A 26317-nucleotide genomic window follows, 5' to 3' on the forward strand; every position below is an offset into this window, starting at 1 on the left:
CTGTAAGACTAGGAAGTCGTGCAGGCGGCGCAAATCGGGCGCTATGAGAGATTGCTATAAGGCAGCAGGACGACGGGGTGTAGGGATCGCCCTACATGCCTTTTTTGTGGGAGCGGATTCATCCGCGATCAGGGCAAGCGCTCAGTGGCCTGCTTATCGCGGATAAATCCGCTCCTACAACTCAGCTTCAGAGCAGCTTGTGCTCCACCGCGTACTTCACCAGATCCGCCACCGAGTGCACGCCCAGCTTCTGCATCAGGCGCGCCTTGTGGGTGCTGATGGTCTTGCTGCTGACCGACAGGTGCAGGGCGATCTCGTTGACGCCCTCGCCACGCACCAGGCGTTCGAACACCGAGAACTCACGCTCCGAGAGCAGCGCATGCGGCGGCCTTGAGTCGGTCAGGCCCACCTCGAAGACCATGCGGTCGGCCAGCTCCGGATCGATATAGCGACCGCCACCAGCCACCTTGCGGATGGCGGTGAGCAACAACGCCGGATCGCTGTCCTTGGTGGCGTAGCCGGCGGCGCCGATCTTCAGCGCCCGCGCCGCCATCTGCGCCTCGTCGTGCATGGACAGCACCAGCACCGCCGGCGGGTTGGCCAAAGCGCGAATCCGCGGAATCGCCTCCAGGCCGTTGACACCGGGCATGGAGATATCCAGCAGCACCACATCGCAGGGCGTGTGGCGCAGGGTTTCCAGCAGCTGCTCGCCGTTGCACGCCTCGCCCGCCACCTGCAGGTCCTTGGCCAGGCCGATCAGTTGCTTGATGCCCTCGCGGACGATGGTGTGGTCTTCGGCCACCAGTACTCGAATCATGCGATTACCTCTTCTTTCAGCGCCACTCGCACGCTCAGCGTGGTGCCCTCGCCCGGCTGGCTGTCGATGCTCAGGCTGCCGCCGAGCATGAGCACGCGTTCGCGCATGCCGACCAGGCCGAAGGATTGTGCGCGCGGCGCGCGGGTGTCGAAACCCCGACCATCGTCACTGACCCGCAGGCACAGCTCATCACCCTCGACGCTCAGGGCGATCTCGACCGTGTGCGCCTGGGCATGGCGCAGCACATTGGTCAGCGCCTCCTGCAAAACGCGGAACAGGCCCACGGCCTTGGCATCGGCCAGCTTCGGCAACAGTTCAGGCACCTGCACCAGGCAGGCGATGCCGCTGCGCGCCTCGAAGCGCCGCGCCTGCCACTCGATGGCCGAGCCCAGGCCGGCGTCGAGAATCGGCGGGCGCAGTGCGGTGGCCACGTCGCGCACCAGCTGGAACAGGTTGGCGATCAGTTTCTTCATGCTGTCCAGGCGCGCCTGCAGGCCCGGGTCGAGCCCGGCGAACGCCAGCTCGCACATCGAGGTCTCCAGTTTGAGCACGGTCAGCACCTGGCCCAGCTCGTCGTGCACTTCACGGGCGATGCGCGCTTTTTCTTCCTCGCGCACGCTCTCCAGGTGCGCCGACAACTCGCGCAGCTGCGCCCGCGATTCGGCCAGCTCAAGTTCGATGGCCTTGTTCTCGCTGATGTCCCAGACCACGCCGTCCCACACCACATGGCCATCGCCCAGCTGGCGGGCGCTGGCCTTGATGTCCGCCCAGCGCACCCGACCATCACGGGTGAGAATGCGCCCCTGCCACTGCCAGTCGCCGGCCGCGGCGATGGCCGCATCCTGGGTACGGTGGTAGGCCGCACGATCGTCCGGATGGACCAGGCTGCGGATGCCGAAGTCATGGGCCATGATGGCGGCCGGCGGATAGCCCACCAGCTGCTCGCTGCCCTCACTGATAAAGGCGAAGTCCGACGGTGCCTCCGGGCTGGGCCGTTCAAGGCGGAACACCAGACCCGGGACGTTGCCGGCGATGCCCTTCAGCCGCGCCTCGCTTTCCTCCAACGCGGCCCGTGCACGGCGCCGCTCGGTGGCATCGCTGAGGTACACCACCAGGTACTCGGTCTCGCGAAAGCGCAGAAAACCCAGCGTCACATCGACGGGCAGGTCACTGCCATCGGCGCGCTGACAGAAGCTCTCGAAACTCAGGGCGCCATCCACCTGCTGACGCACCCGCCGCCACAGGTTGAGCCAGCGGTCCATGCCCAGCGTGCGTTCGAAGTCCTGCACCGGCCGGTCGACCATGGCGGCCTCGCTGTAACCGAGCATGCCCGCCACCGCCTGGTTGGCATAGCGCACCCGCCCGTCCCAGCTGACCCAGAGGATGCCCACCGTGCTGTGGTCGAGGGAGAACTGCGCCAGACGCAGCGCTTCCTCGGCCACCTCGCGCTGATTGAGGATCTGCCGCGCTTCGAGCAGGCGCTTTTCCAGCTGGCCACGCTGACGACGCAGCACAGCGAGCAATAGCAGGCTGACCAGCAGCATGAGGCCGAGCAGCACACTGAGACTGCGCCAGAAGCGCGGCGAGTCGCCGAGCCCGGGGGTGCGCGCCGTCAGCCAGCGGCGTTGCAGGTTGTCCAGCTCCTCGGCCGGCATCTCGCGCAAGCCCTGCTGCACGATGCTGGCCAGCTCCGGCCAGTCGCGGCGGGTAGCGAAGCGCAACAGCAGCGGCAGGCCGACATCGGCCAGCACGCGCAGGTTGGCAAACTCGCTCTCCTGGGCCAGGCGGCTGAGCTGGGCCTGGTCGATGGCGGCGAAGCGCGCCTTCTGCTCCAGCACCGCACGCAAGGCCTCGCGTTCGGACGGCTCGGCCTGCAACTGCAGGTTGAAGTAGTTGCTGCGCAGGTAGTCGGCCACCGCACTGGGGGTGCGCACGGCAATTACATCCTGTTCACCGAGTTGCTCAAGCTCCAGCCCCACCTCGCCCCCCGGCTCGCCGACCAGCAGATGGGGAATGCGCATGTAGGGGTCGGAGTACTGCCAGAGGCGCAGACCGGCGCGGCTCTGCTGAAGGCCTGGCGCCAAGTCGATACGTCCGGCACGCAGCGCCTCCTGCAGCGCGTCCAGGCTGTCGAAGCTGCGCCAGCTCAGTTCGACGCCGAGACGCTTGGCCAGTTTCTCGGTGAGCTCGATGCTCAGCCCGCTCAACTGCTGCTGACGGCGCCGGTACTCGGCATAGGGGGCCTGCAGCACCACACCCACGCGCAGCCGCGGGTGCTCGGCCAGCCAGGCCTGCTCGGCCGGCGCCAGGCGCAGCGGCGCGGCCTGGACGCTCAGCACACCCAGCAACAGCAGCCCACAGAACACTCGAATCATGCGCACGACAGCGACCTCCGGCCTGCTACCTTACCTGACAAACCTTCACGCAGCGCTTAGGCTGCTAGAACCCTTATCCACGCCGAGCCCCTGAGATGCGCCGTCCAGTCCTCTCGACACTCATCGCCCTGCTGCTGAGCCTTGCACATCCCGCCCTGGCGGAGGAAGAAACCCCCGCCGCCAGTCCAGACACCGCCGTCGCAACGCCGGAAACCGAGGAGGCAACCCGCCAGCCGCTCGAAGAACGTAGCGAGGACAATGCCCAAGCCCTGGAACGGCAACTGCCCAAGGGCGAGCAGCAGATGCTGCAGGCCGATGGCGGCAGCTTTCTGGCCTTGTGGAAACCGGCCAATGCGCCGCAAGCCAAGGGGGTGGTGATCCTCGTCCCCGGCGCCAATGAAAGCGCCGACTGGCCGCAGGCGATCAATCCTCTGCGCAGCAAACTGCCCGATGTCGCCTGGAGCAGCCTGAGCCTGAACCTGCCCGACAGCCCCAACGAACCGCTGCCCGAGGCCGTGCTGCCGCGTACGCCGGAGGCGGTCACGGTCGATACCGCCGACAGCGTCGCCGAGCCCGCAGCAGAGGCGCCAGCCAGTGAGCCCACGGCCGCTGCCCCTGCCCCGGCGCCGGTCGATCCCTCTCAGCGAGTCTTCGCCCGTATCGACGCCGCCATCACCTTTGCCGAGCAACAGGATGCGAGCAACATCGTGCTGCTCGGCCACGGTGACGGCGCCTACTGGGCGGCGCTCTATCTCAAGGAGCGCCAGCCTGCACAGGTCAAGCACCTGGTCACGGTCGCCGCGCAACTGCCTGCCGGGCAGTCCCCCGCGCTGGAAGAGCTGATTCCCGGCCTCAAGCTGGCTACGGGCGACTTCTTCTACAAGGACCAGGCTGCCGATCGCAGCGCCGCCGTGCGCCGCCTGCAGGCCAGCAAGCGCCTGGCTCACGACAGCTACACGCAGGTTGCCCTCAAGGCCTTGCCAGGTAATCAGGATGCCGAGCAGGAGCAGCTGTTCCGCCGCGTCCGGGGTTGGCTGGAGAAGCAATAGGCGTCAGCGGAAACCGTGCCGTCGGCGGATCAGCTCGTAGGCGGCGTGCAATTCACGGGTCTTGTCGGTGGCCGCACGCAGTTGCGCGGCACTGGCGCCGGCACCGGCCAGTTTGTCCGGATGATGACGACTGAGCAGGCGTCGGTAGGTCTGCTTGATCAGCCTGGGCTCGCTGTCGGCGCGCACGCCCAATAGCCGCAAGGCCGCCTGGTAATCCCCCCCAGGCGTGTCCGGCACCGACGGTTGCGGCCGATATTCCTCGGCCATGGCCTGCAAGACCGCACGCGGAAAGCCAAGCCAGCGCGCCCACTGCTCGATCAATAGGCGCTCTGCCTCACTCAGTCGGCCATCGGCCCAGGCCATGCGCCAGCAGGTTCGCAATACCACTTCCGCCCGTTCCGGGCGCGCCTGCAAGGCACGCAGGGGGCCGCGCAACTCCTTGTCCGCCTGCTTGCCGCGCGCGAAGGCCTGCATGGCACGACGACGCGACAGTTCATCCAGCCCCAGCCGCTGCATCTCGCCGGCAGCCATCTGGATATGACTGTCGAGCACACGCCCATCACTCTTGGCCAAGCGCCCGAGCAGCATGAACAGCAGATCCTCGTCGTCCATCTGAGACCGCTGCAGCCCCAGGAGCTGACGCAGGTGCTCCAATGAGCGCAAACGCATGCGCCGGTCGAGCATCTGGCCAAGCAAGCCGCCCAGCAGTGCACCGGGGATGCTGGCCAGGGCCAGCCCCGCCGCAGCGCCAAGCAGGGTCGCCGGCCAGAGCATGTCAGCCCGCTACCTGCAGCAAACGCTCGACCTCGGCCAGGCGCTCGTGAGTGCCGACATCGACCCAGCGACCGGGAAAATGCTCGCCACTGACCTGGCCCTCAGCCATGGCCGCGCGCAGCAAGGGCGCCAGCTTGAAGGCGCCCGGCTGGCAGTCGGCGAACAGGTGCGGATGCAGCACGGAGATACCGCTGTAGGTCAGTGCATCAGCACCGCCGACCACATCACTGACCCGCCCGGCCTCCAGCCGGAAGTCGCCGCCCTGGTGGTGGGCCGGATTGTCCACCAGCACCAGATGGGCCAGACCCGCCAGCGGGCGGCGCAGGGCAGCGAAGTCGAAGTCGGTCCAGATATCGCCGTTGACCACCACGAATGGCGCGGCGCCCAACAAGGGCAGCGCTTTGTAAATGCCGCCGCCGGTTTCCAGCGGCTCGCCCTCGGCCGAGTAGGCGATGCTCACGCCAAAGCGCGAGCCATCACCCAGATAATCCTCGATCTGCTGGCCGAGCCAGGCGTGGTTGATCACCAGCTCGGTGAACCCCGCCGCGGCCAGGGCGCGCACATGAAACTCGATCAGCGGCGTGCCGGCGGCGCGCACCAGCGGCTTCGGTGTATGCAACGTCAGCGGACGCAGACGCTCGCCCTTGCCCGCCGCCAGAATCATCGCCTTCATGCCGGTTGCGCCTCGTGCTGCGGCAGGCTGGCCAGCAGCTCGCCCAGTACAGCCAACTCTGGCCGGCGCGCCAGCACGGCCTCTATATATGTGAAGAAGCGCGGCACATCGCCCAGGTACTTGGGCTTGCCGTCGCGATGGCAGATGCGCGCAAAGATGCCAATCACCTTGAGGTGACGCTGCACACCTATCAGGTCGCTCATGCGGTGGAACTCGGCGAAATCCTCCGGCACGGCGATGCCCGCCTCGCGGGCCAGCTGCCAATAACGCTGCAGCCAAACCTGCACGCGCGCCTCCGGCCAGCTGAGAAAGGCATCCTTGAACAGGCTGGTGACGTCGTAGCTGAGCGGGCCCTGCACCGCATCCTGGAAATCGAGAATGCCGGGGTTGGGCTGGCTGAGCATCAGGTTGCGCGGCATGTAATCGCGGTGCACGAACACCCGCGGCTGGGCCAGGGCGCTGTTCACCAGCAGGTCACAGACCTGTTGCCACTGCGCCTGCTGCACGGCATCCAGCTCGACGCCCAGGTGGCGCTGCAGATACCAGTCGGGGAATAGCTGCAACTCGCGGCGCAGCAGGGCATCGTCATAGGCCGGCAGCTGACCGTCGACCGGCAGCTGCTGGAACCTCACCAGCGCCTGCAGAGCCCGCTCGAACAGCTCGTCAGCATTATCGGCATCGAGCACTTCCAGCCAGGTCTGGTTGCCCAGATCGTCCAGCAGCAGGAAGCCACGCTCCAGGTCCTGGGCCAGAATACGCGGCACATGCACGCCAGCTTCGGCCAGCATAGCCGCGACCTTGACGAAGGGACGGCAGTCTTCCTGGGGCGGCGGCGCGTCCATCAGGATCAGACTGCGACCATCGGCTTGCCAGCGGAAATAACGACGGAAACTGGCATCACTGCTGGCCGGTGTCAGGCCGCCAGAGGGCACCTCACCCCAGCCCTCGCGCTGAAACAACACAGGTAAAGATTCTTCCAACCAGCTCTGCAGGAGCTGAAGACGCACATCTTGATCAGGCATTACAGGGGTCTCCGACGGCGCTAGCCGTTGCGCGGGTCATGCTTTATTATCCAGCATCTTTTTCAGCCCATCGAGAGGCGTGCGGTCCCTGCGGGGCCGGAGGCGCGCAGGAAGCCCGGACTAACAAGATGGCAGTAAAACTCCCCGTATTCCGTAAAAAATTCCCGTTGTTGATGACCAGTGGCCTGCTGGCGCTACAACCTCTTGCCACCTCTTTCGCTGTCGCTGCCGAGCAATTCGACTGTGCCGCCTCCGCTTCCGGCGGTTGGGCCTGTACCCCGAAAGCTGTCACCACCAGCCAACTGCCACGCCCACAGCACACCGCCACAGCGGTCAGCGCCGTGGCCGGCACAGCCGCCGTATCCGGTGAAGCTGAACGCACCACCCTGGTCACCGAAAGCGAGGGCCTTGGCCTGCAGAGCCGCAGCGCTGATTTCAGCCATCTGGACTGGGTGCCGCGCGAACAACTCACCGAGGCCCAGCTGGCCGAAGTCGGTCCTTACTGCGCCGGCTCCTACGTCGAGCCGCTGCGACCGGGCATGAGCGACGACACACCGATGGACGAAGCGCCACTGTTCGTCTCGGCCAAAGCCTCACGTTATGAGCAGGACAAGGAAGCCGCCACCCTCGCCGGTGATGTGGTGCTGCGCCAGTCCAGCATGCAGGTCGAGGCCGACGAAGCCACCCTGCACCAGGCCGAAAACCGCGGTGAGCTGAAAGGCAATGTCCGCATCCGTGACAACGGCATGCTGGTGGTTGGCGACCGCGCCGAGATCCAGCTGGACAATGGCGAAGCCAAGGTCGAGAACGCCGAGTACGTGATCCACAAAGGTCACGTGCGCGGCAGTGCACTGTATGCCAAGCGCGAGGAAAGCGCGGTCGTCCGCCTCAAGGACGGCACCTACACCCGCTGCGAGCCGGGCAGCAACGCCTGGCACCTGAAGGGCAACAACGTCAAGCTGGACCCGGCCACCGGCTTCGGCACCGCGACCAACGTGACCCTGCGGGTGAAGGACATTCCTGTGTTCTACACCCCCTACATCTACTTCCCGATCGACGACCGTCGCCAGTCCGGTTTCCTCGCGCCCAGCCTGAGCTCGTCGAGCGACAACGGCTTCACCCTGTCGACACCCTATTACTTCAACCTGGCGCCGAACTACGATGCCACCCTCTACCCGACCTACATGGCCAAACGCGGCATGCTGCTCGAGGGTGAGTTCCGCTACCTGACCAAGGGCAGCGAAGGCCAGGTCGGCGCAGCCTGGCTGGACGACCAGAACGACGACCGCGAACTGCAGTCCGAGTATGAAGACCAGCGCTGGATGTACAACTGGCAGCACAAAGGCGGCCTCGACGAGCGCCTGCTGGCCGAGGTGGACTACACCGACATCAGCGACCCCTACTACTTCCAGGACCTCGACAGCGACCTGGAGAGACTCGAAACGCCTGACTTCCTCAACCAGCGTGGCACCCTGACCTGGCGTGGCGACAGCTACACCGCCCGCCTCAACGCCCATGCCTATGAGCCGACCAGCGTCATCGATATCACGCCCTACGACCGCCTGCCGCAGCTGACGCTGGATGGCCAGCTGCCGTTCCAGCCCGGCGGGCTGAACATGTTCTACAGCACCGAATACGTCAGCTTCGACCGCGACCTGCGCAGCGGCAACTTCGTCGATGAGGATGGCAATCCCGAGCCGTGGTATGACAACAACGTCTTCGGCCTTGACCGTGCCACGGGCGACCGCGTTCATGTCGAGCCGGGCATCAGCCTGCCGGTCGAGCGCACCTGGGGCTATCTCAAGCCCAGCCTGAAGTACGCCTACACCCAGTACGATCTGGATCTGGACTCCAAGGGCAAGACCCAGATTGGCAGTGACTTCGAAGACTCGCCGGATCGTGGCGTGGCCATCGCCAGCGTTGACAGCGGCCTGTACTTCGACCGTAACACCACTTGGTTCGGCAACAACTACCGGCAGACCCTGGAACCGCGCGCCTTCTACCTCTATGTACCGGAGGAAGACCAGGACGACATCCCGGTGTTCAACACCAGCGAGCCAAGCTTCAGCTATTCCTCGCTGTGGCGCGACAACCGCTTCAGCGGCCGCGACCGCTTCGGCGACGAGAACAAACTGTCCCTCGGCGTGACCAGCCGCTGGATCGAGAGCAACGGCTTCGAGCGCCAGCGCTTCAGCATTGGCCAGGCCGTGTACTTCGCCGACCGCAAGGTCACCATGCCGGATCGTACCGGCACCCTGAAGGATCGCGACGACTATCAGTCGGACGTTTCGCCCTACGCCCTACAGTATCTCTACCGCTTCAACCGCGACTGGCGCCTGAGCTCGGACTTCAACTGGGATCCGGACAGCCACCAGACCCGCTCCGGCAGCATGATGTTCCACTACCAGCCGGAAGACGAACCGAACAAGGTGGTCAACCTGGGCTATCGCTATCGCAACGACACCATGCGTTACGACCAGGCGACCGGTAGCTGGGTATATGGCAGCGACTTCGGCGTCGAAGGCCAGCCGAACTACGTCGAGGACTACTACAAGATCCAGCAGCACGATTTCTCGGTGATCTGGCCGATCGTGCCGCAATGGAGCGTGATTGCCCGTTGGCAGCATGACTATGCACAGAGCCGCACCCTGGAAGCCTTCGGCGGCTTCGAGTACGACAGCTGCTGCTGGAAACTGCGCCTGATCAACCGCTACTGGGTCGACTACGACGAGACCACCCTCAACCCTGATCTCAACGAGGAAGGCGATCGCGGAATTTTCCTGCAGATCGTCCTCAAGGGCCTCGGCAATGTGCTGGGCGGCTCGACCGAGACTTTCCTCGACCAAGGCATTCAAGGTTACCGTGAACGTGAAGAACAAGCTTTCTGATTGCCTGCGCCCGCTGTTGTTGGGCGCAGTTTTCCTCGGCTCGGCCGCACAGGCACAAGTACAGTCTCTTGATCGCGTCGTCGCCATCGTCGACAACGACGTGATCATGTACAGCCAGCTGGATCAGCGCCTCAACGAAGTCGAAAAGACCCTGAACAAGCGCGGCGGCCAGCTGCCGCCGCAGGACGTTCTGCAACAGCAGGTGCTGGAGCGCCTGATCGTCGAGAACCTGCAGCTGCAGATCGGTGATCGCTCGGGCATCCGCATCACCGACGAAGAACTGAACCAAGCCATGGCCAGTATTGCCCAGCGCAATAACCTGACCCTGGATCAGTTCCGTGCCGCACTGGCCCGCGATGGTTTGTCCTACGAGCAGGCTCGCGAGCAGATCCGCCGCGAAATGGTGATCAGCCGTGTGCGCCAACGCCGCGTGGCCGAGCGCATCCAGGTCACCGACCAGGAAGTGAACAACTTCCTCGCCTCCGACCTGGGCCAGATGCAGCTGGCGGAGGAATACCGCTTGGCCAACATCCTGATCCCGGTGCCCGATGCGGCTTCGCCGGATCAGATCCGTGCCGCCGCACAGAAAACTGCCGAGGTCTACGACAAGCTGCGCGCTGGCGCCGACTTCGCCCAAATGGCCATCGCCAACTCCGGCAGTGAGAACGCCCTGGAAGGCGGCGACATCGGCTGGCGCAAAGGCGCCCAGCTGCCGCCGGCCTTCGCCGAACTGATTCGCAGCCTGTCCGTTGGCGACATCACCGAACCGCTGCGCACTCCAGGCGGCTTCATGATCGTCAAGCTGCAGGAAAAACGCGGCGGCGATACCCAGATGCGCGACGAAGTGCATGTGCGCCACATCCTGATCAAGCCCAACGCCATCCGCAGCGAAGCAGAAACCCAGCGCCTGGTCGAACGCCTTCACCAGCGCATCCTGGCCGGTGAAGATTTCGCTGAGTTGGCAAAGAGCTTCTCCGAAGACCCGGGTTCGGCCCTCCACGGCGGCGACCTCAACTGGATCGACCCGAACAGTCTGGTGCCGGAGTTCCGCGAGGTGATGGCGAAGACCCCCAGCGGCCAGCTGTCCGAGCCGTTCAAGAGCCCCTATGGTTGGCACGTGCTGGAAGTCCTCGGCCGCCGCGCCACCGACAGCAGCGATCAGTTCCGCAAGCAGCAGGCCATGAATGCCCTGCGCAACCGCAAATACGACGAAGAGCTGCAGGCCTGGCTACGCCAGATCCGCGACGAGGCCTACGTCGAGATCAAGCTGTAAGCACTGCCGCATGAAGAGCCCGGCCTGGCGCCGGGCTTTTTTTCGCCCGTAAACTGAGCATTCCGCACCAAGAGAATCTGCCCCATGAGCCTGTTCGCCCTGACCCCTGGAGAGCCCGCCGGCATTGGCCCGGATCTGTGTCTGCTGCTAGCCCAGGAGGCCCAGCCGGCAGCGCTGGTCGCCATCGCCAGCCACCAGCTGCTGGGCGAGCGCAGTCAGCAACTGGGGCTGGGCATCACTCTATTGAGTGTCGGCCCAGACAGCTGGCCTAACACGCCTGCACCTGCCGGCAGCCTGTACGTCTGGGATACCCCGCTAACAGCAGAGGTGCAACCCGGCCAACTGAACCAGGACAACGCGGCCTACGTGCTACAAACCCTGACCCGCGCCGGGCAGGGCTGCCTCGACGGCACCTTCGCCGGGATGATCACCGCCCCGGTGCACAAGGGGGTGATCAACGAGGCTGGCATCCCCTTCTCCGGTCACACCGAGTTTCTCGCCGAGCTGACCGCCACCGAGCAAGTGGTAATGATGCTGGCCACCCACGGCCTGCGCGTGGCACTGGTGACTACACACCTGCCGCTCAAGGACGTCGCCACGGCCATCACAACCGATCGCCTGACGCGGGTGACCCGCATCCTGCATGCGGACCTGGTGGAGAAGTTCGGCATCGCCCGGCCGCGCATTCTGGTCTGCGGCCTCAACCCGCATGCGGGCGAAGGCGGTCATCTGGGCCGAGAGGAAATCGAGGTGATCGCGCCGACGCTAGACCAATTGCGCACAGAAGGGCTGAACCTGATCGGCCCGCTGCCAGCCGACACCCTGTTCACCCCCAAGCACCTGGAACACTGCGACGCCGTGCTGGCCATGTATCACGACCAGGGCCTGCCGGTGCTCAAATACAAGGGGTTCGGCGCGGCGGTCAACATCACCCTGGGCCTGCCGATCATTCGCACATCGGTCGATCATGGCACCGCACTGGACCTGGCCGGTACCGGCAAGGTCGATACCGGCAGCCTGCGCGTCGCCCTGGAAACGGCCTACCAGATGGCTGCCGCGCGCAGCGCGTAGGCTGGGGAGGCGCAGCGAAACCCAGCAGCGCCATGAACAAGACGCAGGGTTTCGGCGCCAGGCGCCTCTGCCCAACCTACGGCTGGCGTCGGCGATGCTGTTAAACTGCCGTTCTTTAGCATTGCGCTTTAAGCTTGTGGCTTGAAGCTTGGAGCCGTACCCATGAGTGACTACCAACACCGCGCGCGCAAGCGCTTTGGCCAGAACTTCCTGCACGATGCCGGCGTAATCCACCGCATTCTGCGCGCCATCCACGCCAAGGAAGGCGAGCGCCTGCTGGAGATCGGTCCGGGCCAGGGCGCCCTGACCGAAGGCCTGTTGAATAGCGGTGCCCAGCTCGATGTGATCGAACTGGATCTCGACCTGATCCCTATCCTGCAGGCCAAGTTCGGCGACAATCCGCGCTTCAAGCTCAACCAGGGTGACGCCCTGAAGTTCGACTTCAGCCGCCTGGATGCCGCGCCGCGTAGCCTGCGCGTCGTCGGCAATCTGCCGTACAACATCTCCACCCCGCTGATCTTTCACCTGCTGGACAACGCCCCGCTGATCCGTGACATGCACTTCATGCTGCAGAAGGAAGTGGTCGAACGCCTGGCTGCCGAGCCGGGCGGCGGTGACTGGGGCCGCCTGTCGATCATGGTGCAATACCACTGCCGGGTGGAGCATCTGTTCAACGTCGGCCCAGGCGCCTTCAACCCGCCGCCCAAGGTCGACTCGGCCATCGTTCGCCTGGTGCCGCACGAAGTGCTGCCGCACCCGGCCAAGGATCACCGCCTGCTCGAACGTGTGGTGCGCGAGGCCTTCAACATGCGCCGCAAGACACTGCGCAACACGCTCAAGCAACTGCTGCCAGCCGAAGCCATCGAGGCCGCCGGCGTGGATGGCGGTCTGCGCCCGGAGCAACTGGACCTGGCCGCCTTCGTGCGCCTGGCCGATCAGCTGGCCGAACGCCAGCCCGCCAGCCAAGCCGACTAAACTGTCTATCCAGCCAATCGAGTTCATCCAGATGGCCGCCTCGCCCTATCAGATCGACGTCAGCGTCGAGACCCGCTACCTGCCGGAGCAGTCCACTCCGGAGCAAAACCGCTACGCCTTCGCCTACACCGTGACCCTGCACAACAGCGGCGCGGTGGCCGCCAAACTACTGAGCCGCCACTGGATCATCACCGACGGCGACGGCCGCGTGCAGGAAGTGCGCGGCGCTGGCGTGGTCGGTCAGCAGCCACACCTGGAGCCCGGCCAGAGCCACACCTACAGCAGCGGCACGGTGATGGCGACCAAGGTGGGTAACATGCACGGCAGCTACCAGATGGTCGCCGACGACGGCACCCGCTTCGACGCCCCCATCGCCCCCTTCCGTCTGGCCATGCCCGGATCCCTGCACTGATGGCCACCTATGCCGTCGGTGACCTGCAAGGCTGCCTGCAACCTCTGCAATGTCTGCTAGATCGGGTCACCTTCGACCCCGCCCGGGACAAGCTGTGGCTGGTTGGCGACCTGGTCAACCGCGGCCCGGCATCGCTGGAAACCCTGCGCTTTCTCTACGCCATGCGCGATTCGCTGGTCTGCGTGCTGGGCAATCATGACCTGCACCTGATCGCCGTCGCGCACAACATCGAGCGCCTGAAGAAAAACGACACCCTGCGCGAAATCATCGAGGCGCCAGACTGCGCCGAGCTGATCGACTGGCTGCGCCAGCAGAAGCTGATGCACTACGACGAACAACGTGACATCGCCCTGGTGCACGCCGGCATCGCCCCGCAGTGGACCGTCAAGAAAGCCCTCAAGCGCGCCGCCGAAGTCGAGGAAGTACTGCGTGACGATGCGCGCCTGCCGCTGTTCCTCGACGGCATGTACGGCAACGAACCGGCCTGCTGGGACGGCGAACTGCACGGCGTCACCCGCCTGCGGGTGATCACCAACTACTTCACCCGTATGCGTTTCTGCCGTGCAGACGGCAGCCTGGATCTGAAGAGCAAGGAGGGTGTCGGCAGCGCCCCCCCCGGCTATGCCCCCTGGTTCAGCTGGCCGCAGCGCAAGACCCGCGGCCAGAAGATCATCTTTGGTCACTGGGCGGCCCTGGAAGGCAAGTGCGAAGAACCCGGCCTGTTCGCCCTCGACAGTGGCTGTGTCTGGGGCGGCGCCATGACCCTGATGAATATCGACAGCGGCGAACTGTACCGCTGCAGCTGTGAGGACCTGAAATGAGCGAATTCAAACGCATTCCCCCGGAGCAGGCTCAGGCGCTGCGCGAGCAGGGCGCCGTGGTCGTCGACATTCGCGATCCACAGAGCTTCGCCAATGGCCATATCAGCGGCTCCACGCACCTGGACAACCACAGCCTGGCAGGCTTCATCGCCGCCGCCGACTTCGACCAGCCGCTGATCGTCACCTGCTACCACGGCAACTCCAGCCAGAGCGCGGCAGCCTACCTGGCCCATCAGGGCTTCGCCGAGGTCTATAGCCTGGACGGTGGCTTCGAACTGTGGCGTAACCAGTACCCGGACCAGGTGGCCGCCAGCGACGCCGAATAAAAAATTTCTGCGCGGTGCAAAGCCGCGCCGCATACCGCCTGCAGAGAAATAACCGACCAGCGGCAACATACTGTCACCTGTTTGCAGCCCTTGCGCCGGACGAAAGCGAACTACGCTTAGGACGAGGCCGTCCAAAAGGAGAACCGGTCCACCGGTTCCGGGCCATCGGTAGCGTCTCTTGGTGTTCTGGGGGTTGTTCCACGGCGTTTACGCCGCCTTCCCATGCACCCGCCCGAATGCCCCGCGCCGACTCCACGTAAGCCAGCGAGGTGCAGTCATGAGCATATTCAGCCACTTCCAGCAAAGGTTCGAAGCTACTCGCCAGGAGGAGTACTCCCTGCAGGAGTACCTGGAGCTGTGCAAGACGGACCCCAGCGCCTATGCCACCGCGGCAGAGCGCCTGTTGCTGGCCATCGGCTCGCCGGAACTGGTGGATACCTCGTCCGACTCGCGGCTGTCACGGATCTTCTCCAACAAGGTCATTCGCCGCTATCCGGCTTTTGCCGACTTCCACGGCATGGAAGAGTGCATCGACCAGATCGTGTCCTACTTCCGCCACGCCGCGCAGGGCCTGGAGGAGAAGAAACAGATCCTCTACCTGCTCGGCCCGGTGGGTGGCGGCAAGTCGTCCCTGGCCGAGAAGCTCAAGCACCTGATGGAAAAGGTGCCCTTCTATGCCATCAAGGGCTCGCCGGTGTTCGAGTCGCCGCTGGGCCTGTTCAATGACGCCGAGGACGGCGCCATCCTCGAGGAGGACTACGGCATTCCGCGGCGCTACCTGAACAGCATCATGTCGCCCTGGGCGACCAAGCGCCTGCAGGAGTTCGGCGGCGACATCAGCCAGTTCCGCGTGGTCAAACTCTACCCCTCGATCCTCAACCAGATCGCTGTGGCCAAGACCGAGCCGGGCGACGAGAACAACCAGGACATCTCCGCCCTGGTCGGCAAGGTGGATATCCGCAAGCTGGAAGAATTCCCGCAGAACGACGCCGATGCCTACAGCTACTCCGGCGCGCTGTGCCGGGCCAACCAGGGCCTGATGGAGTTCGTCGAGATGTTCAAGGCACCGATCAAGGTGCTGCACCCGCTGCTGACCGCCACCCAGGAGGGCAACTACAACAGCACCGAGGGGCTCGGCGCGATTCCCTACAGCGGCATCCTGCTGGCCCACTCCAACGAGTCCGAGTGGCACAGCTTCCGCAACAACAAGAACAACGAGGCGTTCATCGATCGTATCTACATCGTCAAGGTGCCCTACTGCCTGCGCGTGTCGGACGAGATCAAGATCTACGACAAGTTGCTGGTCAACAGCTCACTGGCCAAGGCGCATTGCGCCCCCGACACCCTGAAGATGCTCGCCCAGTTCTCCGTCCTGAGCCGCCTGAAGGAGCCGGAAAACTCCAACGTTTATTCGAAGATGCGTGTCTACGACGGCGAGAACCTCAAGGATACCGACCCCAAGGCCAAGTCGATCCAGGAATACCGCGACGCGGCCGGCGTCGACGAGGGCATGAACGGTCTGTCGACCCGTTTCGCCTTCAAGATCCTGTCCAAGGTCTTCAACTTCGACCCCCACGAGGTCGCCGCCAACCCGGTGCACTTGCTCTACGTGCTGGAACAGCAGATCGAACAGGAGCAGTTCCCGGCCGAAGTGCGCGAGCGTTACCTGCGTTTCATCAAGGAATACCTGGCGCCGCGCTACATCGAGTTCATCGGCAAGGAAATCCAGACCGCCTACCTGGAGTCCTACAGCGAATACGGGCAGAACATCTTCGACCGCTACGTGCTGTACGCCGACTTCTGGATCCAGGATCAGGAGTACCGCGACCCGGAGACCGGCGAGATCCTCAACCGCGTGGCCCTCAACGAGGAACTGGAGAAGATCGAGAAGCCGGCCGGCATCAGCAACCCGAAGGACTTCCGCAACGAGATCGTCAACTTCGTGCTGCGTGCCCGCGCCAACAACAACGGCAAGAACCCCACTTGGCTCAGCTACGAGAAGCTGCGGGTGGTCATCGAGAAGAAGATGTTCTCCAACACCGAGGACCTGCTGCCGGTCATCAGCTTCAACGCCAAGGCCAGCAAGGAGGATCAACAGAAGCACAACGACTTCGTCAAGCGCATGGTCGAGCGCGGCTATACCGACAAACAGGTGCGCTTGCTCTCCGAGTGGTATCTGCGGGTTCGCAAATCGCAATAAGGTGGCCTGACGCGACCGGCCACAGGCACGGGTTGAGCGCCGCCAAAGCGCTTGGTCCTGGCCTGCGGCCGATGCCTGCAGCGCACGGAGGGCAGTTATGAGTCATGTGATCGACCGACGCCTGAACGGCAAGAACAAGAGCACGGTGAACCGCCAGCGTTTTCTGCGGCGCTACCGTGACCACATCAAGAAGGCGGTCGAGGAGGCCGTCAGCCGCCGTTCCATTACCGACATGGAGCACGGCGAGCAGATCAGCATTCCCGGCCGCGACATCGACGAGCCGGTGCTGCACCACGGCCGAGGCGGCCGGCAGACCACCGTGCACCCGGGCAACAAGGAGTTCAACGCCGGTGACCATGTGCAGCGGCCGCAAGGCGGTGGCGGCGGCCGCGGCGCCGGCAAGGCGAGCAACTCCGGCGAAGGCATGGACGAGTTCGTGTTCCAGATCACCCAGGAAGAGTTCCTCGATTTCATGTTCGAGGACCTGGAACTGCCCAACCTGGTCAAGCGCCACCTGACCGGCACCGATACCTTCAAGACGGTGCGCGCCGGCATCAGCAACGAAGGCAACCCTTCACGCATCAATATCGTCCGCACCCTGCGCTCGGCCCATGCCCGACGCATCGCCCTGTCCGGCACAAGCCGGAGAAAGCTGCGCGAGGCCAAGGCCGAGCTCGACAGACTCAGGCGCGAAGAGCCAGACAACTTCGGCGATATTCAGGAAATCGAGGCGGAAATCGAACGACTCAGCGCGCGCATCCATCGCGTGCCTTTCCTCGACACCTTCGACCTCAAGTACAACCTGCTGGTCAAACACCCCAACCCCAGCTCCAAGGCGGTGATGTTCTGCCTGATGGACGTGTCCGGCTCCATGACCCAGGCCACCAAGGACGTGGCCAAGCGCTTCTTCATCCTCCTGTACCTGTTCCTCAAGCGGAACTACGAACGCATCGAGGTGGTGTTCATCCGCCACCACACCAGCGCCAAGGAAGTGGACGAAGAGGAGTTCTTCTACTCCCGCGAAACCGGCGGCACCATCGTTTCCAGTGCACTCAAGCTGATGCAGGAGATCATGGCCGAGCGCTACCCGACCAACGAATGGAACATCTACGGCGCCCAGGCCTCGGACGGCGACAACTGGAACGATGATTCACCGGTGTGCCGCGATATTCTGATCAACCAGATCATGCCGTTCGTGCAGTACTTCACCTACGTCGAGATCACCCCGCGCGAGCACCAGGCGCTGTGGTTCGAATACGAACAGGTCAGCGAGAGCTTCGCCGAGAGTTTCGCCCAGCAGCAGCTGGTCTCCGCCGCAGACATCTACCCGGTGTTCCGCGAGCTGTTCCAGCGCCGCATGGTCACCTGAGGGTCACCGTATGAATGCCCCCGCCAAGAAACGCCAACCCATCTCCACAGGCTCGGAATGGACCTTCGAGCTGATCCGCACCTACGACCGCGAAATCGCGCGCATCGCCGAGCGCTATGCGCTGGACACCTACCCCAACCAGATCGAGGTGATCACCGCCGAGCAGATGATGGACGCCTACGCCTCGGTCGGCATGCCGCTGGGCTATCACCACTGGTCCTACGGCAAGCACTTCCTGGCTACCGAGAAGGGCTACTCGCGCGGGCAGATGGGCCTGGCCTACGAGATCGTGATCAACTCTGACCCCTGCATCGCCTACCTGATGGAGGAAAACACCATCTGCATGCAGGCGCTGGTGATCGCCCATGCCTGCTACGGCCACAACAGCTTCTTCAAGGGCAACTACCTGTTCCGCACCTGGACCGACGCCAGCTCGATCATCGATTACCTGGTGTTCGCCAAGCAGTACATCATGCAGTGCGAGGAGCGCCACGGGATCGACGCCGTAGAAGATCTGCTCGACTCCTGCCACGCCCTGATGAACTACGGCGTCGACCGCTACAAACGGCCCTACCCGATCTCCGCCGAGGAGGAGCAGCGCCGACAGAAGGATCGCGAGGAGCACCTGCAGCGGCAGATCAACGACCTTTGGCGCACCATTCCCAAAGGCAGCGGCAAGGACCGCGAGCACGACAGCAAGCGTTGGCCCGCCGAGCCCCAGGAAAACATCCTGTACTTCCTGGAGAAGCACGCGCCGCTGCTGGAGCCCTGGCAGCGCGAGGTGGTGCGCATCGTGCGCAAGATCGCCCAGTACTTCTACCCGCAGCGTCAGACCCAGGTGATGAACGAAGGCTGGGCCACCTTCTGGCACTACACCCTGATGAACGACCTGTACGACGAAGGCCTGGTCACCGACGGCTTCATGCTGGAATTCCTGCAGTCGCATACCAGCGTGATCTACCAGCCGAGCTTCGACAGCCCCTACTACAGCGGCATCAACCCCTACACCCTGGGCTTCGCCATCTACAGCGACATCCGCCGCATGTGCGAACACCCGACCGAAGAGGACAAGCGCTGGTTCCCGGACATCGCCGGCGGCGACTGGCTGTCCACCCTCAAGTTCGCCATGGCCAACTTCAAGGACGAGAGCTTCATCCTGCAGTTCCTCTCACCCAAGGTGATCCGCGACCTCAAGCTGTTCAGCGTGCTCGACGACGACCTGCAGGACGACCTGGTCATCCCCGCCATCCACGACGAGTTCGGCTACCGGCAGATCCGCGAAACCCTGGCCGCCCAGTACAACCTGGGCAACCGCGAACCCAACGTACAGATCTGGAGTGTCGACCGCCGTGGCGACCGCTCCCTGACCCTGCGCCACCAGCAACACGAGCGCAAACCGCTGGGCGACTCCACCGCCGAAGTGCTCAAGCACCTGCACCGCCTGTGGGGCTTCGACATTCACCTGGAAAGCATGCGCGGCGACCAGGTGGTCGGCATACAGCACGTTCCGCCCAAGCGTGAAGCGGAGAGCGAGAACGAATATCCGCGCCTGGATCTGGTGATACCACCGATCTAGGGCGAGCGCTCGGAGACGAGGAGCGCCAGACGGCGCTTTTCGCTTATCCTCCGCCGCAACGGAGGAATCGACATGCAGATCTACAAGGTTGGCGGTGCCGTGCGCGACCGCCTGCTCGGCCGCCCGGTGGCAGACATCGACTGGGTGGTGGTGGGCGCCAGCGCCGAAGCCATGCAGGCTCAGGGCTTTCGTCCGGTCGGCAGCGACTTTCCGGTGTTTCTCCATCCGCAGAGCGGCGAGGAATACGCCCTGGCGCGCACCGAGCGCAAATCCGGCCAGGGCTACGGCGGCTTCATCTTCCACGCCAGCCCGGACGTCACCCTGGAAGAAGACCTGATCCGCCGCGACCTGACCGTCAACGCCATGGCCGAGGACGAGCACGGCAATGTGATCGACCCCTATGGCGGCCTGCAGGATCTCGAAGCACGTCTGCTGCGCCATGTTTCTCCCGCCTTCGCCGAAGACCCGCTGCGCGTGCTGCGCGTGGCGCGCTTTGCTGCTCGCTACGCACCACTGGGCTTCCGGGTTGCTGAAGAAACCCTGGCGCTGATGCGCCAACTGGCCGAGTCCGGCGAACTCAAGACCCTGACCGCCGAGCGCAGCTGGAAGGAAATCTCCCGCGCCCTGCTGGAGCCGCGCCCGGACGTGTTCATCCAGGTGCTGCGCGTTTGCGGCGCCCTGGCGGAGCTGCTGCCGGAGCTCGATGCCCTGTTCGGCGTACCGCAAACCGCCAGCCATCACCCGGAAGTCGATACCGGCGTGCACTGCCTGATGGTGCTGCAGCAGTGCGCCCAGCACGAACAGCCGCTGACCGTGCGCTGGGCCTGCCTGCTGCATGACCTGGGCAAAGGCCGCACTCCGGAAAGCGAATGGCCACGCCATATAGCCCACGAAAAACGCGGCCTGAAGCTGATCGATGCGGTCAACCAGCGCTGCAAGGCTCCCCGGGACTGCGCCGAGTTGGCCCTGCTGGTCGGCGAATACCACACCCACGGCCACCGAGCCCTGGAGCTGCGCGCCGATACCCTACTGGACCTGCTGCAAGCCTTCGACGTGTACCGCCGCCCGCAGCGCTTCGAGGAATTCATCGCAGCCTGCGAAATGGACGCACGCGGCCGCCTGGGTTTCGAGGAGCGCGACTATCCACAGGCCACTTACCTGCGCGGCGCCATGCAGGCGGCACGCGCGGTAGCCGTACAGCCCCTGCTGGAACAGGGTTTCAAAGGTGCCGAGCTGGGCGAAGCACTCAAACGCGAGCGCCTCAAAGCCCTCAAGGCCTATAAGGAGTGCGCTGCGCCAAAGTAGCCTCGACCATCGGACTACCGCGAGGGCGTCGTAGGCTGGATAGAGGCGCTATGCGCCGAAACCCAGCATGGGCCGTGCGCTGGGCTTCGCAGCACATTAAAGAGCAGTAGGCTGGGTCGGGCCGCGCAGGTTGAGCGCAGCGAAGCCCAACAAGCTAGCCCTCAGAAAACTTCGCTGTTGGGCTTCGCTGCGCTCAACCCAACCTACATGCATGCAGGCTATTACCCCTAAGAAGAGATAGGAAAAGCCTGCATCAGCTCGGCCGGGGTCAGCTCTACGCCACGCCACTGGAAAGCCACGGGCCATAGCTGCTGATCAATGCGCGCCTCACGCCAAAGCTCGGCGAACGGCTTTCCTACCTCAGGATGCGCTACCGCGGGCGCGAGCAGCGCCAGCGGCCAGAGCACAAAAGCGTTTTTAAGAATTTCCGCGCGCGGCAGCACCAAGCCATCGAAGCGGCCAACCTGCTGGCCATACAACAGCACGTCGATATCCAGTGGCAACCCAGTACGCTCCGGCGCATAGCGGCCATTGTCAGCCTCAATGCACTTGAGCCGACGATCCAGCTCAGCCAACGGTAGGTCGGTGTGCGCACTGATGACCAGGTTATAGAAGTGGGCACTCTTGATCCCCACCGGTGCACTCTCGAACACCGGGGAGCAGCGCAGATCCTGCAGGAAGCTGGCAAGCGCATCGAGACCGGCACGCAGGCGCACGTCCCGCTCGGTATTGCTGCCCAGCCCGAGAAATATCCTGGTCATCGCGAGCGCTCGATTTCCACACCCACACTGCGGGCCAGAGGATTGGCGCCCGGCTTGGTCACCCGCAGGCGCAGCCAGGGCGCGCCAAACTGGGCCAGCAGGCTCTCGGCAAGACGCTCGGCGAAGGTTTCCACCAGCTCGAAGCGAGCCACCGCGGCAAAGGCCTGGATGTGCTGATTGACCGCCGCGTAGTCGAGCGCCTTGGCCAGGTCATCGTCCACCGCAGCCGGGCGGATGTCCCAGGCGAAGGTCAGATCCAGGCGCAAGCACTGGCGAATACCGCGCTCCCAGTCGTAGGCGCCGATCAGGGTATCGACCTCCAGCCCCTCGATGAAAACCTTATCCACCTGTTCACTCCACTCGTCACGCCGCTAGAATCGGGACTCCCTCGCCCCGGAATGGACACCATGTTCTGGCTGTTGGTCCCACTCGCCTACCTGCTTGGCTCGCTGTCCTTCGCCATCCTGCTCAGCCGCCTTGCCGGCGGGCCAGACCCACGCGCCAGTGGCTCGGGCAACCCCGGCGCCACCAACATGCTGCGCGTCGCCGGCAAGAAGCTGGCCATCCTCACCCTGCTTGGCGATCTGGGCAAGGGTCTGCTGCCGGTACTGGTCGCCGATCTGCTCGGCCTCGGCATTCAACAGCAGGCCTGGATCGGCCTGGCCGCCGTCGTCGGCCATCTCTACCCAGTCTACTTTCGCTTTCGCGGCGGCAAGGGCGTGGCGACGGCAGCCGGCATGCTGTTGGGGCTCTATCCACCAGCAGCCCTGCTGGCCCTCGGCGCCTGGGCTTTAGTGTTCTTCCTGACCCGCACCAGTTCACTGGCATCGCTGATCGCTACGCCGCTGACCCTACCCTTGCTGGCCTGGCAGCAACCCGGCGCGCTGCTGCCGATGTGCGTGCTGACCGGACTGATCGTCTGGCGCCATCGCGGCAATCTACGCGACCTGCTCGGCGGGCGCGAACGGCATTTCTAATCCGTCACCTGAGCCCGGCTCATATGGCCGGCAGTTGCTCCATCGGCCAGCGCGCCTGCACCTTGATCTGCGGGCCCTCGTGCTGGCCGGCCAACAGCCGTTGAGTCCCCGCATAAGCGATCATCGCGCCGTTATCCGTGCAGAAGCGCGGGCGCGCATAGAACACCTTGCCTTTCAGGCCGGCCAGCATGCTCTCCAGCGAGCGGCGCAAAGCCTGGTTGGCACTGACACCACCGGCGATCACCAGGCTGTTCAGGCCGGTCTGCTTGAGCGCGCGTTTGCATTTGATCGTCAGCGTATCGACCACTGCATCCTGGAAGGCGCGAGCGATATCGGCGCGGGTCTGCTCGCTGGCATCGCCGGCATCGCGGCACTGTTGCCAGGTATTGAGGGTGAAGGTCTTAAGGCCGCTGAAGCTGAAATCCAGGCCTGGTCGATCGGTCATCGGCCGCGGGAAGATAAAGCGCCCAGCCACACCCTGTTCCGCTAGCCGCGCGATTTCCGGACCACCGGGGTAGTTCAGGCCCATCAGCTTGGCCGTCTTGTCGAAGGCCTCACCAGCGGCATCGTCCAGCGACTCACCGAGCAGCTGGTACTGGCCGATGCCGTCGACCCGCACCAGCTGGGTGTGGCCGCCGGAGACCAGCAAGGCAACGAACGGAAAGGCCGGCGGCTGCTCTTCCAGCATCGGCGCCAGCAGATGACCTTCCATATGGTGCACACCTACGGCCGGAATGCCCCAGGCAAACGCCAGCGCCTGGGCGCAGGAGGCACCGACCAGCAGCGCCCCGACCAGCCCTGGGCCGGAGGTATAAGCAATGGCTTCAATCTGCTCGCGCTCGACACCCGCTTCGGCCAGCACTTCGCGAATCAGCGGCAGCATACGCTTGACGTGATCACGCGAGGCCAACTCGGGCACTACGCCGCCAAACACCCGATGCTGCTCGATCTGACTGAACAGCGCATCAGCCAGCAAGCCGCGCTCGCTGTCGTAGAGGGCGACACCAGTTTCGTCGCAGGAGGTTTCCAGTCCCAGCACCAGCATGGCGTGTGGCCTATAGAAGGGGGTCGATTCGAAGGCGCGGATAATAATCGCCGTCCGGCGGCCGGGCCAGCGCTTTTCGATCAGAGGCTTTGCATTCCGTAGCATGAGGCGTTAATATCCGCAGCCCTTGAAAACCGACGTACTCCCGTGCCCTTGCCGGATCGCGTCGTCCATTCGGTAAAACAGTGAAGGTACGACCTGGATGCCAGCCGTCAAAGTTAAAGAGAACGAACCCTTCGACGTAGCTCTGCGTCGCTTCAAGCGCTCCTGCGAAAAGGCCGGTGTACTGGCCGAAGTGCGCAGCCGCGAGTTCTACGAGAAGCCCACCACCGAGCGTAAGCGCAAGGCAGCTGCTGCTGTTAAGCGTCACGCCAAGAAAGTGCAGCGCGAACAGCGCCGCCGCGAGCGCCTGTACTGAGTTATCAGTCGCGCCGCTAAAGGCTTGCGCACTACCCGGCTTCGGCCGGGTTTTGCATTTCTGACTCCGCTTCGCCGGCCGGCGATGATCGGAGTTTTTTCGTTTATGCTGCCGCCCTTATCCCCCTGACGCTGACGAACCATGGCTGGCCTGATTCCGCAGTCCTTCATCGATGACCTGCTCAACCGCACCGACATAGTCGAGGTGGTGAGTTCGCGCATCCAACTGAAGAAGGCCGGCAAGAACTACACGGCCTGCTGCCCTTTCCATAAGGAGAAGACCCCCTCCTTCAGCGTCAGCCCGGACAAACAGTTCTATTACTGCTTCGGCTGCGGCGCCGGCGGAAACGCACTCGGCTTCATCATGGATCACGACAGCCTGGAGTTCCCCCAGGCCGTCGAGGAGCTGGCCAAGCGCGCCGGCATGGATATCCCCCGCGAGGAAGGCGGCCGCGGGCGCACGCCGCGCCAGCCGGTCGACTCGCCACTCTACCCACTGCTCACCGCCGCCGCCGACTATTACCGCCAAGCCCTGAAGAGCCACCCGACGCGCAAATCGGCCGTGGATTACCTCAAGGGCCGGGGCCTCTCCGGGGAGATCGCCCGTGACTTCGGCCTGGGTTTCGCCCCGCCGGGCTGGGACAACCTGCACAAGCACCTGGCTGGCGACAAGCTGCAGCAAAAGGCCATGATCGACGCCGGCCTGCTGATCGAAAACGCCGAGAACGGACGCATCTACGACCGCTTCCGCGACCGCGTAATGTTCCCCATCCGCGACAGCCGCGGCCGCGTCATCGCCTTCGGCGGCCGGGTACTGGGTGACGACAAGCCCAAGTACCTGAACTCGCCGGAAACCCCGGTATTCCATAAAGGCCAGGAGCTCTACGGCCTCTACGAAGCACGCAAAAGCAACCGCGATCTCGACGAGATCATGGTGGTCGAAGGCTACATGGACGTCATCGCCCTGGCCCAGCAAGGCCTGCGCAACGCTGTAGCGACCCTCGGCACGGCGACCAGCGAGGAGCACCTCAAACGCCTGTTCCGCCTGGTACCCAGCGTCCTGTTCTGCTTCGACGGCGACGGCGCCGGACGCAAGGCCGCCTGGCGCGCCCTGGAAGCCACCCTGCCCAACCTGCAGGACGGCCGCCGCGCTCGCTTCCTGTTCCTGCCCGAAGGCGAAGACCCGGACACCCTGGTGCGCAGCGAAGGCACCGACGCCTTCCGCGCGCGCATCAACCAGCACGCTCAACCGCTGGCCGACTACTTCTTCCAGCAGCTTTCGGAAGAGGCCGACCCGCGCTCGCTCGAGGGCAAGGCCCACCTGGTGACCCTGGCCGCACCGCTGATCGACAAGATCCCCGGTAATCACCTGCGCGCCCTGATGCGCCAGCGCCTGTCGGAGATCACCGGCCTGTCCGGCGAGATGCTGCAACAGGTCGCGCAAAGCGCGCCACCGGCGCCCTCTGCGAGCCAAAGCCATGAGCCGCCAGCCGACTACGGTCATTATTACGACGCCCAGCCGGAATACGGCGATATCGCCGACTATGCCGACCATATCGAGCCACCCGCCGAAGCCTACGAACAGAGAAAAAACTGGCAGAAAGGCCAAGGCAAACCCTGGAAGAAGGATGGCGACTGGAAGAAAGGCGGCGACTGGCGCAAAGGCTCGCGAGATAACGCCCCGCCGCGCAAGCCGGTCAATGTCGAATCACCGACCCTGACCGCCCTGCGAACCCTGCTGCACCATCCAGAGCTTGCACAAGGCGTGGAAGATGTCAGCCATTTCGCCGACGAAGGCGACACTTATGCCCAGCTCCTGGTCGCCCTGGTCGGCACCCTGCAGAAAAGCCCCAAGCTGCGCTCACTGCAACTCATCGCCCGCTGGCACGGCACCGATCAGGGTCGCCTGCTGCGCGCACTGGCCGAGAAGGAGTGGCTGATCGAAGGCGGCAATCTTGAAAAGCAGTTCTTCGACACCATTACTACACTTGCCACTAATCAGCTGCAAAAGCGCCGCGATCAACTGCTACGCAGCGTCATGCACAAAAGCCCCAGCGAACTCAGCGACGAAGAAAAGACTCTACTGAGAGAACACTTCAGCCAGAGCCTCTCGACCGGCGACAAGAGCCAAACTGGCGCCTGAGCCCCAAATTCAGGTATAATCCTCGGCTTATTTTTTAGCCCGCCAAGA

At 64.2% G+C, this 26317-nt stretch carries 23 protein-coding genes; 15 read left to right on the forward strand and 8 right to left on the reverse strand.

From position 1 onward, the window contains the following. Positions 1-187: 187 nt before the first annotated feature. Together ACF8C6_RS12365 and ACF8C6_RS12370 are read right to left on the reverse strand one after the other, a co-directional pair. Entirely contained in the window at positions 188-817 is a 630-nt protein-coding gene (locus ACF8C6_RS12365) for a response regulator (protein WP_392499565.1), read from the reverse strand. Next, on the reverse strand, positions 814-3192 hold the full coding sequence (locus ACF8C6_RS12370; RefSeq protein ID WP_392499614.1) for a PAS domain S-box protein: 2379 nt from the start codon (positions 3190-3192) through the stop codon (positions 814-816). Before ACF8C6_RS12370 ends, ACF8C6_RS12365 begins: the two co-directional genes overlap by 4 nt. A 95-nt stretch (positions 3193-3287) precedes the next feature. Here ACF8C6_RS12370 and ACF8C6_RS12375 point away from each other — a divergent pair, with 95 nt between their 5' ends. Further along, a complete protein-coding gene (locus ACF8C6_RS12375) occupies positions 3288-4241 on the forward strand; it encodes an alpha/beta hydrolase family protein (protein ID WP_392499566.1) in 954 nt (317 codons plus the stop codon). Positions 4242-4244: 3 nt separating this feature from the next. On the opposite strand, the gene ACF8C6_RS12380 is transcribed toward ACF8C6_RS12375, so the two are convergent. The 3 genes from ACF8C6_RS12380 to ACF8C6_RS12390 are packed head-to-tail and all read right to left on the reverse strand — an operon-like array spanning position 4245 to position 6710. Then, positions 4245-5015 (reverse strand): TerB family tellurite resistance protein, encoded by a 771-nt coding sequence (locus ACF8C6_RS12380; protein ID WP_392499567.1) that lies wholly within the window; start codon positions 5013-5015, stop codon positions 4245-4247. A gap of 1 nt (position 5016) precedes the next feature. Continuing rightward, a complete protein-coding gene (gene murU / locus ACF8C6_RS12385) occupies positions 5017-5688 on the reverse strand; it encodes an N-acetylmuramate alpha-1-phosphate uridylyltransferase MurU (protein ID WP_392499568.1) in 672 nt (223 codons plus the stop codon). Continuing rightward, entirely contained in the window at positions 5685-6710 is a 1026-nt protein-coding gene (locus ACF8C6_RS12390; RefSeq protein WP_392499569.1) for an aminoglycoside phosphotransferase family protein, read from the reverse strand. Before ACF8C6_RS12390 ends, murU begins: the two co-directional genes overlap by 4 nt. 128 nt (positions 6711-6838) lie before the next feature. On the opposite strand from ACF8C6_RS12390, the gene ACF8C6_RS12395 reads away from it, so the two are divergent. From ACF8C6_RS12395 to ACF8C6_RS12445, 11 genes are all read left to right on the forward strand, one after another. Then, positions 6839-9598, forward strand: a complete 2760-nt coding sequence (locus tag ACF8C6_RS12395; protein WP_392499570.1) for an LPS-assembly protein LptD — start codon at positions 6839-6841, stop codon at positions 9596-9598. Beyond that, a complete protein-coding gene (locus ACF8C6_RS12400; protein ID WP_392499571.1) occupies positions 9579-10871 on the forward strand; it encodes a peptidylprolyl isomerase in 1293 nt (430 codons plus the stop codon). Before ACF8C6_RS12395 ends, ACF8C6_RS12400 begins: the two co-directional genes overlap by 20 nt. A gap of 84 nt (positions 10872-10955) precedes the next feature. Further along, the gene (pdxA, locus tag ACF8C6_RS12405; protein WP_392499572.1) at positions 10956-11942 is read left to right on the forward strand and encodes a 4-hydroxythreonine-4-phosphate dehydrogenase PdxA; all 987 of its coding nucleotides are present in this window, start codon (positions 10956-10958) and stop codon (positions 11940-11942) included. A 162-nt stretch (positions 11943-12104) separates the two neighbouring features. Then, positions 12105-12917: a 16S rRNA (adenine(1518)-N(6)/adenine(1519)-N(6))-dimethyltransferase RsmA gene (gene rsmA, locus ACF8C6_RS12410; protein ID WP_392499574.1), complete on the forward strand. Its 813-nt coding sequence runs from the start codon at positions 12105-12107 to the stop codon at positions 12915-12917. Between the two features lie 31 nt (positions 12918-12948). Next, on the forward strand, positions 12949-13329 hold the full coding sequence (apaG, locus tag ACF8C6_RS12415) for a Co2+/Mg2+ efflux protein ApaG (protein WP_392499576.1): 381 nt from the start codon (positions 12949-12951) through the stop codon (positions 13327-13329). Further along, the gene (locus ACF8C6_RS12420; protein WP_392499577.1) at positions 13329-14150 is read left to right on the forward strand and encodes a symmetrical bis(5'-nucleosyl)-tetraphosphatase; all 822 of its coding nucleotides are present in this window, start codon (positions 13329-13331) and stop codon (positions 14148-14150) included. Before apaG ends, ACF8C6_RS12420 begins: the two co-directional genes overlap by 1 nt. Further along, on the forward strand, positions 14147-14476 hold the full coding sequence (gene glpE / locus ACF8C6_RS12425; RefSeq protein ID WP_392499578.1) for a thiosulfate sulfurtransferase GlpE: 330 nt from the start codon (positions 14147-14149) through the stop codon (positions 14474-14476). Before ACF8C6_RS12420 ends, glpE begins: the two co-directional genes overlap by 4 nt. A gap of 277 nt (positions 14477-14753) precedes the next feature. Further along, positions 14754-16676, forward strand: a complete 1923-nt coding sequence (locus tag ACF8C6_RS12430) for a PrkA family serine protein kinase (RefSeq protein ID WP_277689577.1) — start codon at positions 14754-14756, stop codon at positions 16674-16676. A 97-nt stretch (positions 16677-16773) separates the two neighbouring features. Next, positions 16774-18045: a YeaH/YhbH family protein gene (locus tag ACF8C6_RS12435; protein ID WP_392499579.1), complete on the forward strand. Its 1272-nt coding sequence runs from the start codon at positions 16774-16776 to the stop codon at positions 18043-18045. A gap of 10 nt (positions 18046-18055) precedes the next feature. Next, positions 18056-19621 (forward strand): SpoVR family protein, encoded by a 1566-nt coding sequence (locus tag ACF8C6_RS12440; protein ID WP_392499580.1) that lies wholly within the window; start codon positions 18056-18058, stop codon positions 19619-19621. Positions 19622-19693: 72 nt separating this feature from the next. Continuing rightward, the gene (locus tag ACF8C6_RS12445) at positions 19694-20926 is read left to right on the forward strand and encodes a multifunctional CCA addition/repair protein (RefSeq protein ID WP_392499581.1); all 1233 of its coding nucleotides are present in this window, start codon (positions 19694-19696) and stop codon (positions 20924-20926) included. Between the two features lie 227 nt (positions 20927-21153). Here the strand turns inward: ACF8C6_RS12445 and folK are convergent, their stop codons facing one another. Beyond that, on the reverse strand, positions 21154-21687 hold the full coding sequence (gene folK / locus ACF8C6_RS12450) for a 2-amino-4-hydroxy-6-hydroxymethyldihydropteridine diphosphokinase (protein WP_392499582.1): 534 nt from the start codon (positions 21685-21687) through the stop codon (positions 21154-21156). Beyond that, positions 21684-22034 carry a dihydroneopterin aldolase gene (gene folB / locus ACF8C6_RS12455; protein ID WP_392499583.1) on the reverse strand — a complete coding sequence of 117 codons (351 nt, stop codon included), beginning with the start codon at positions 22032-22034 and terminating at the stop codon, positions 21684-21686. The genes folK and folB overlap by 4 nt, the downstream gene beginning before the upstream one ends. A gap of 60 nt (positions 22035-22094) precedes the next feature. On the opposite strand from folB, the gene plsY reads away from it, so the two are divergent. Continuing rightward, positions 22095-22664, forward strand: coding sequence for a glycerol-3-phosphate 1-O-acyltransferase PlsY (gene plsY / locus ACF8C6_RS12460; protein ID WP_277689583.1), 570 nt, complete (start codon positions 22095-22097; stop codon positions 22662-22664). Positions 22665-22683: 19 nt separating this feature from the next. Here the strand turns inward: plsY and tsaD are convergent, their stop codons facing one another. Continuing rightward, positions 22684-23709: a tRNA (adenosine(37)-N6)-threonylcarbamoyltransferase complex transferase subunit TsaD gene (tsaD, locus tag ACF8C6_RS12465; RefSeq protein ID WP_392499584.1), complete on the reverse strand. Its 1026-nt coding sequence runs from the start codon at positions 23707-23709 to the stop codon at positions 22684-22686. Between the two features lie 202 nt (positions 23710-23911). Between tsaD and rpsU the strand changes: the two genes are divergently transcribed. After that, a complete protein-coding gene (rpsU, locus tag ACF8C6_RS12470) occupies positions 23912-24127 on the forward strand; it encodes a 30S ribosomal protein S21 (protein WP_021702507.1) in 216 nt (71 codons plus the stop codon). 141 nt (positions 24128-24268) lie between these two features. After that, positions 24269-26269, forward strand: a complete 2001-nt coding sequence (dnaG, locus tag ACF8C6_RS12475) for a DNA primase (protein ID WP_392499585.1) — start codon at positions 24269-24271, stop codon at positions 26267-26269. Positions 26270-26317 lie beyond the last annotated feature (48 nt).

It is taken from the genome of Pseudomonas sp. zbq_18, assembly GCF_043102245.1.
Classification (GTDB): domain Bacteria; phylum Pseudomonadota; class Gammaproteobacteria; order Pseudomonadales; family Pseudomonadaceae; genus Aquipseudomonas.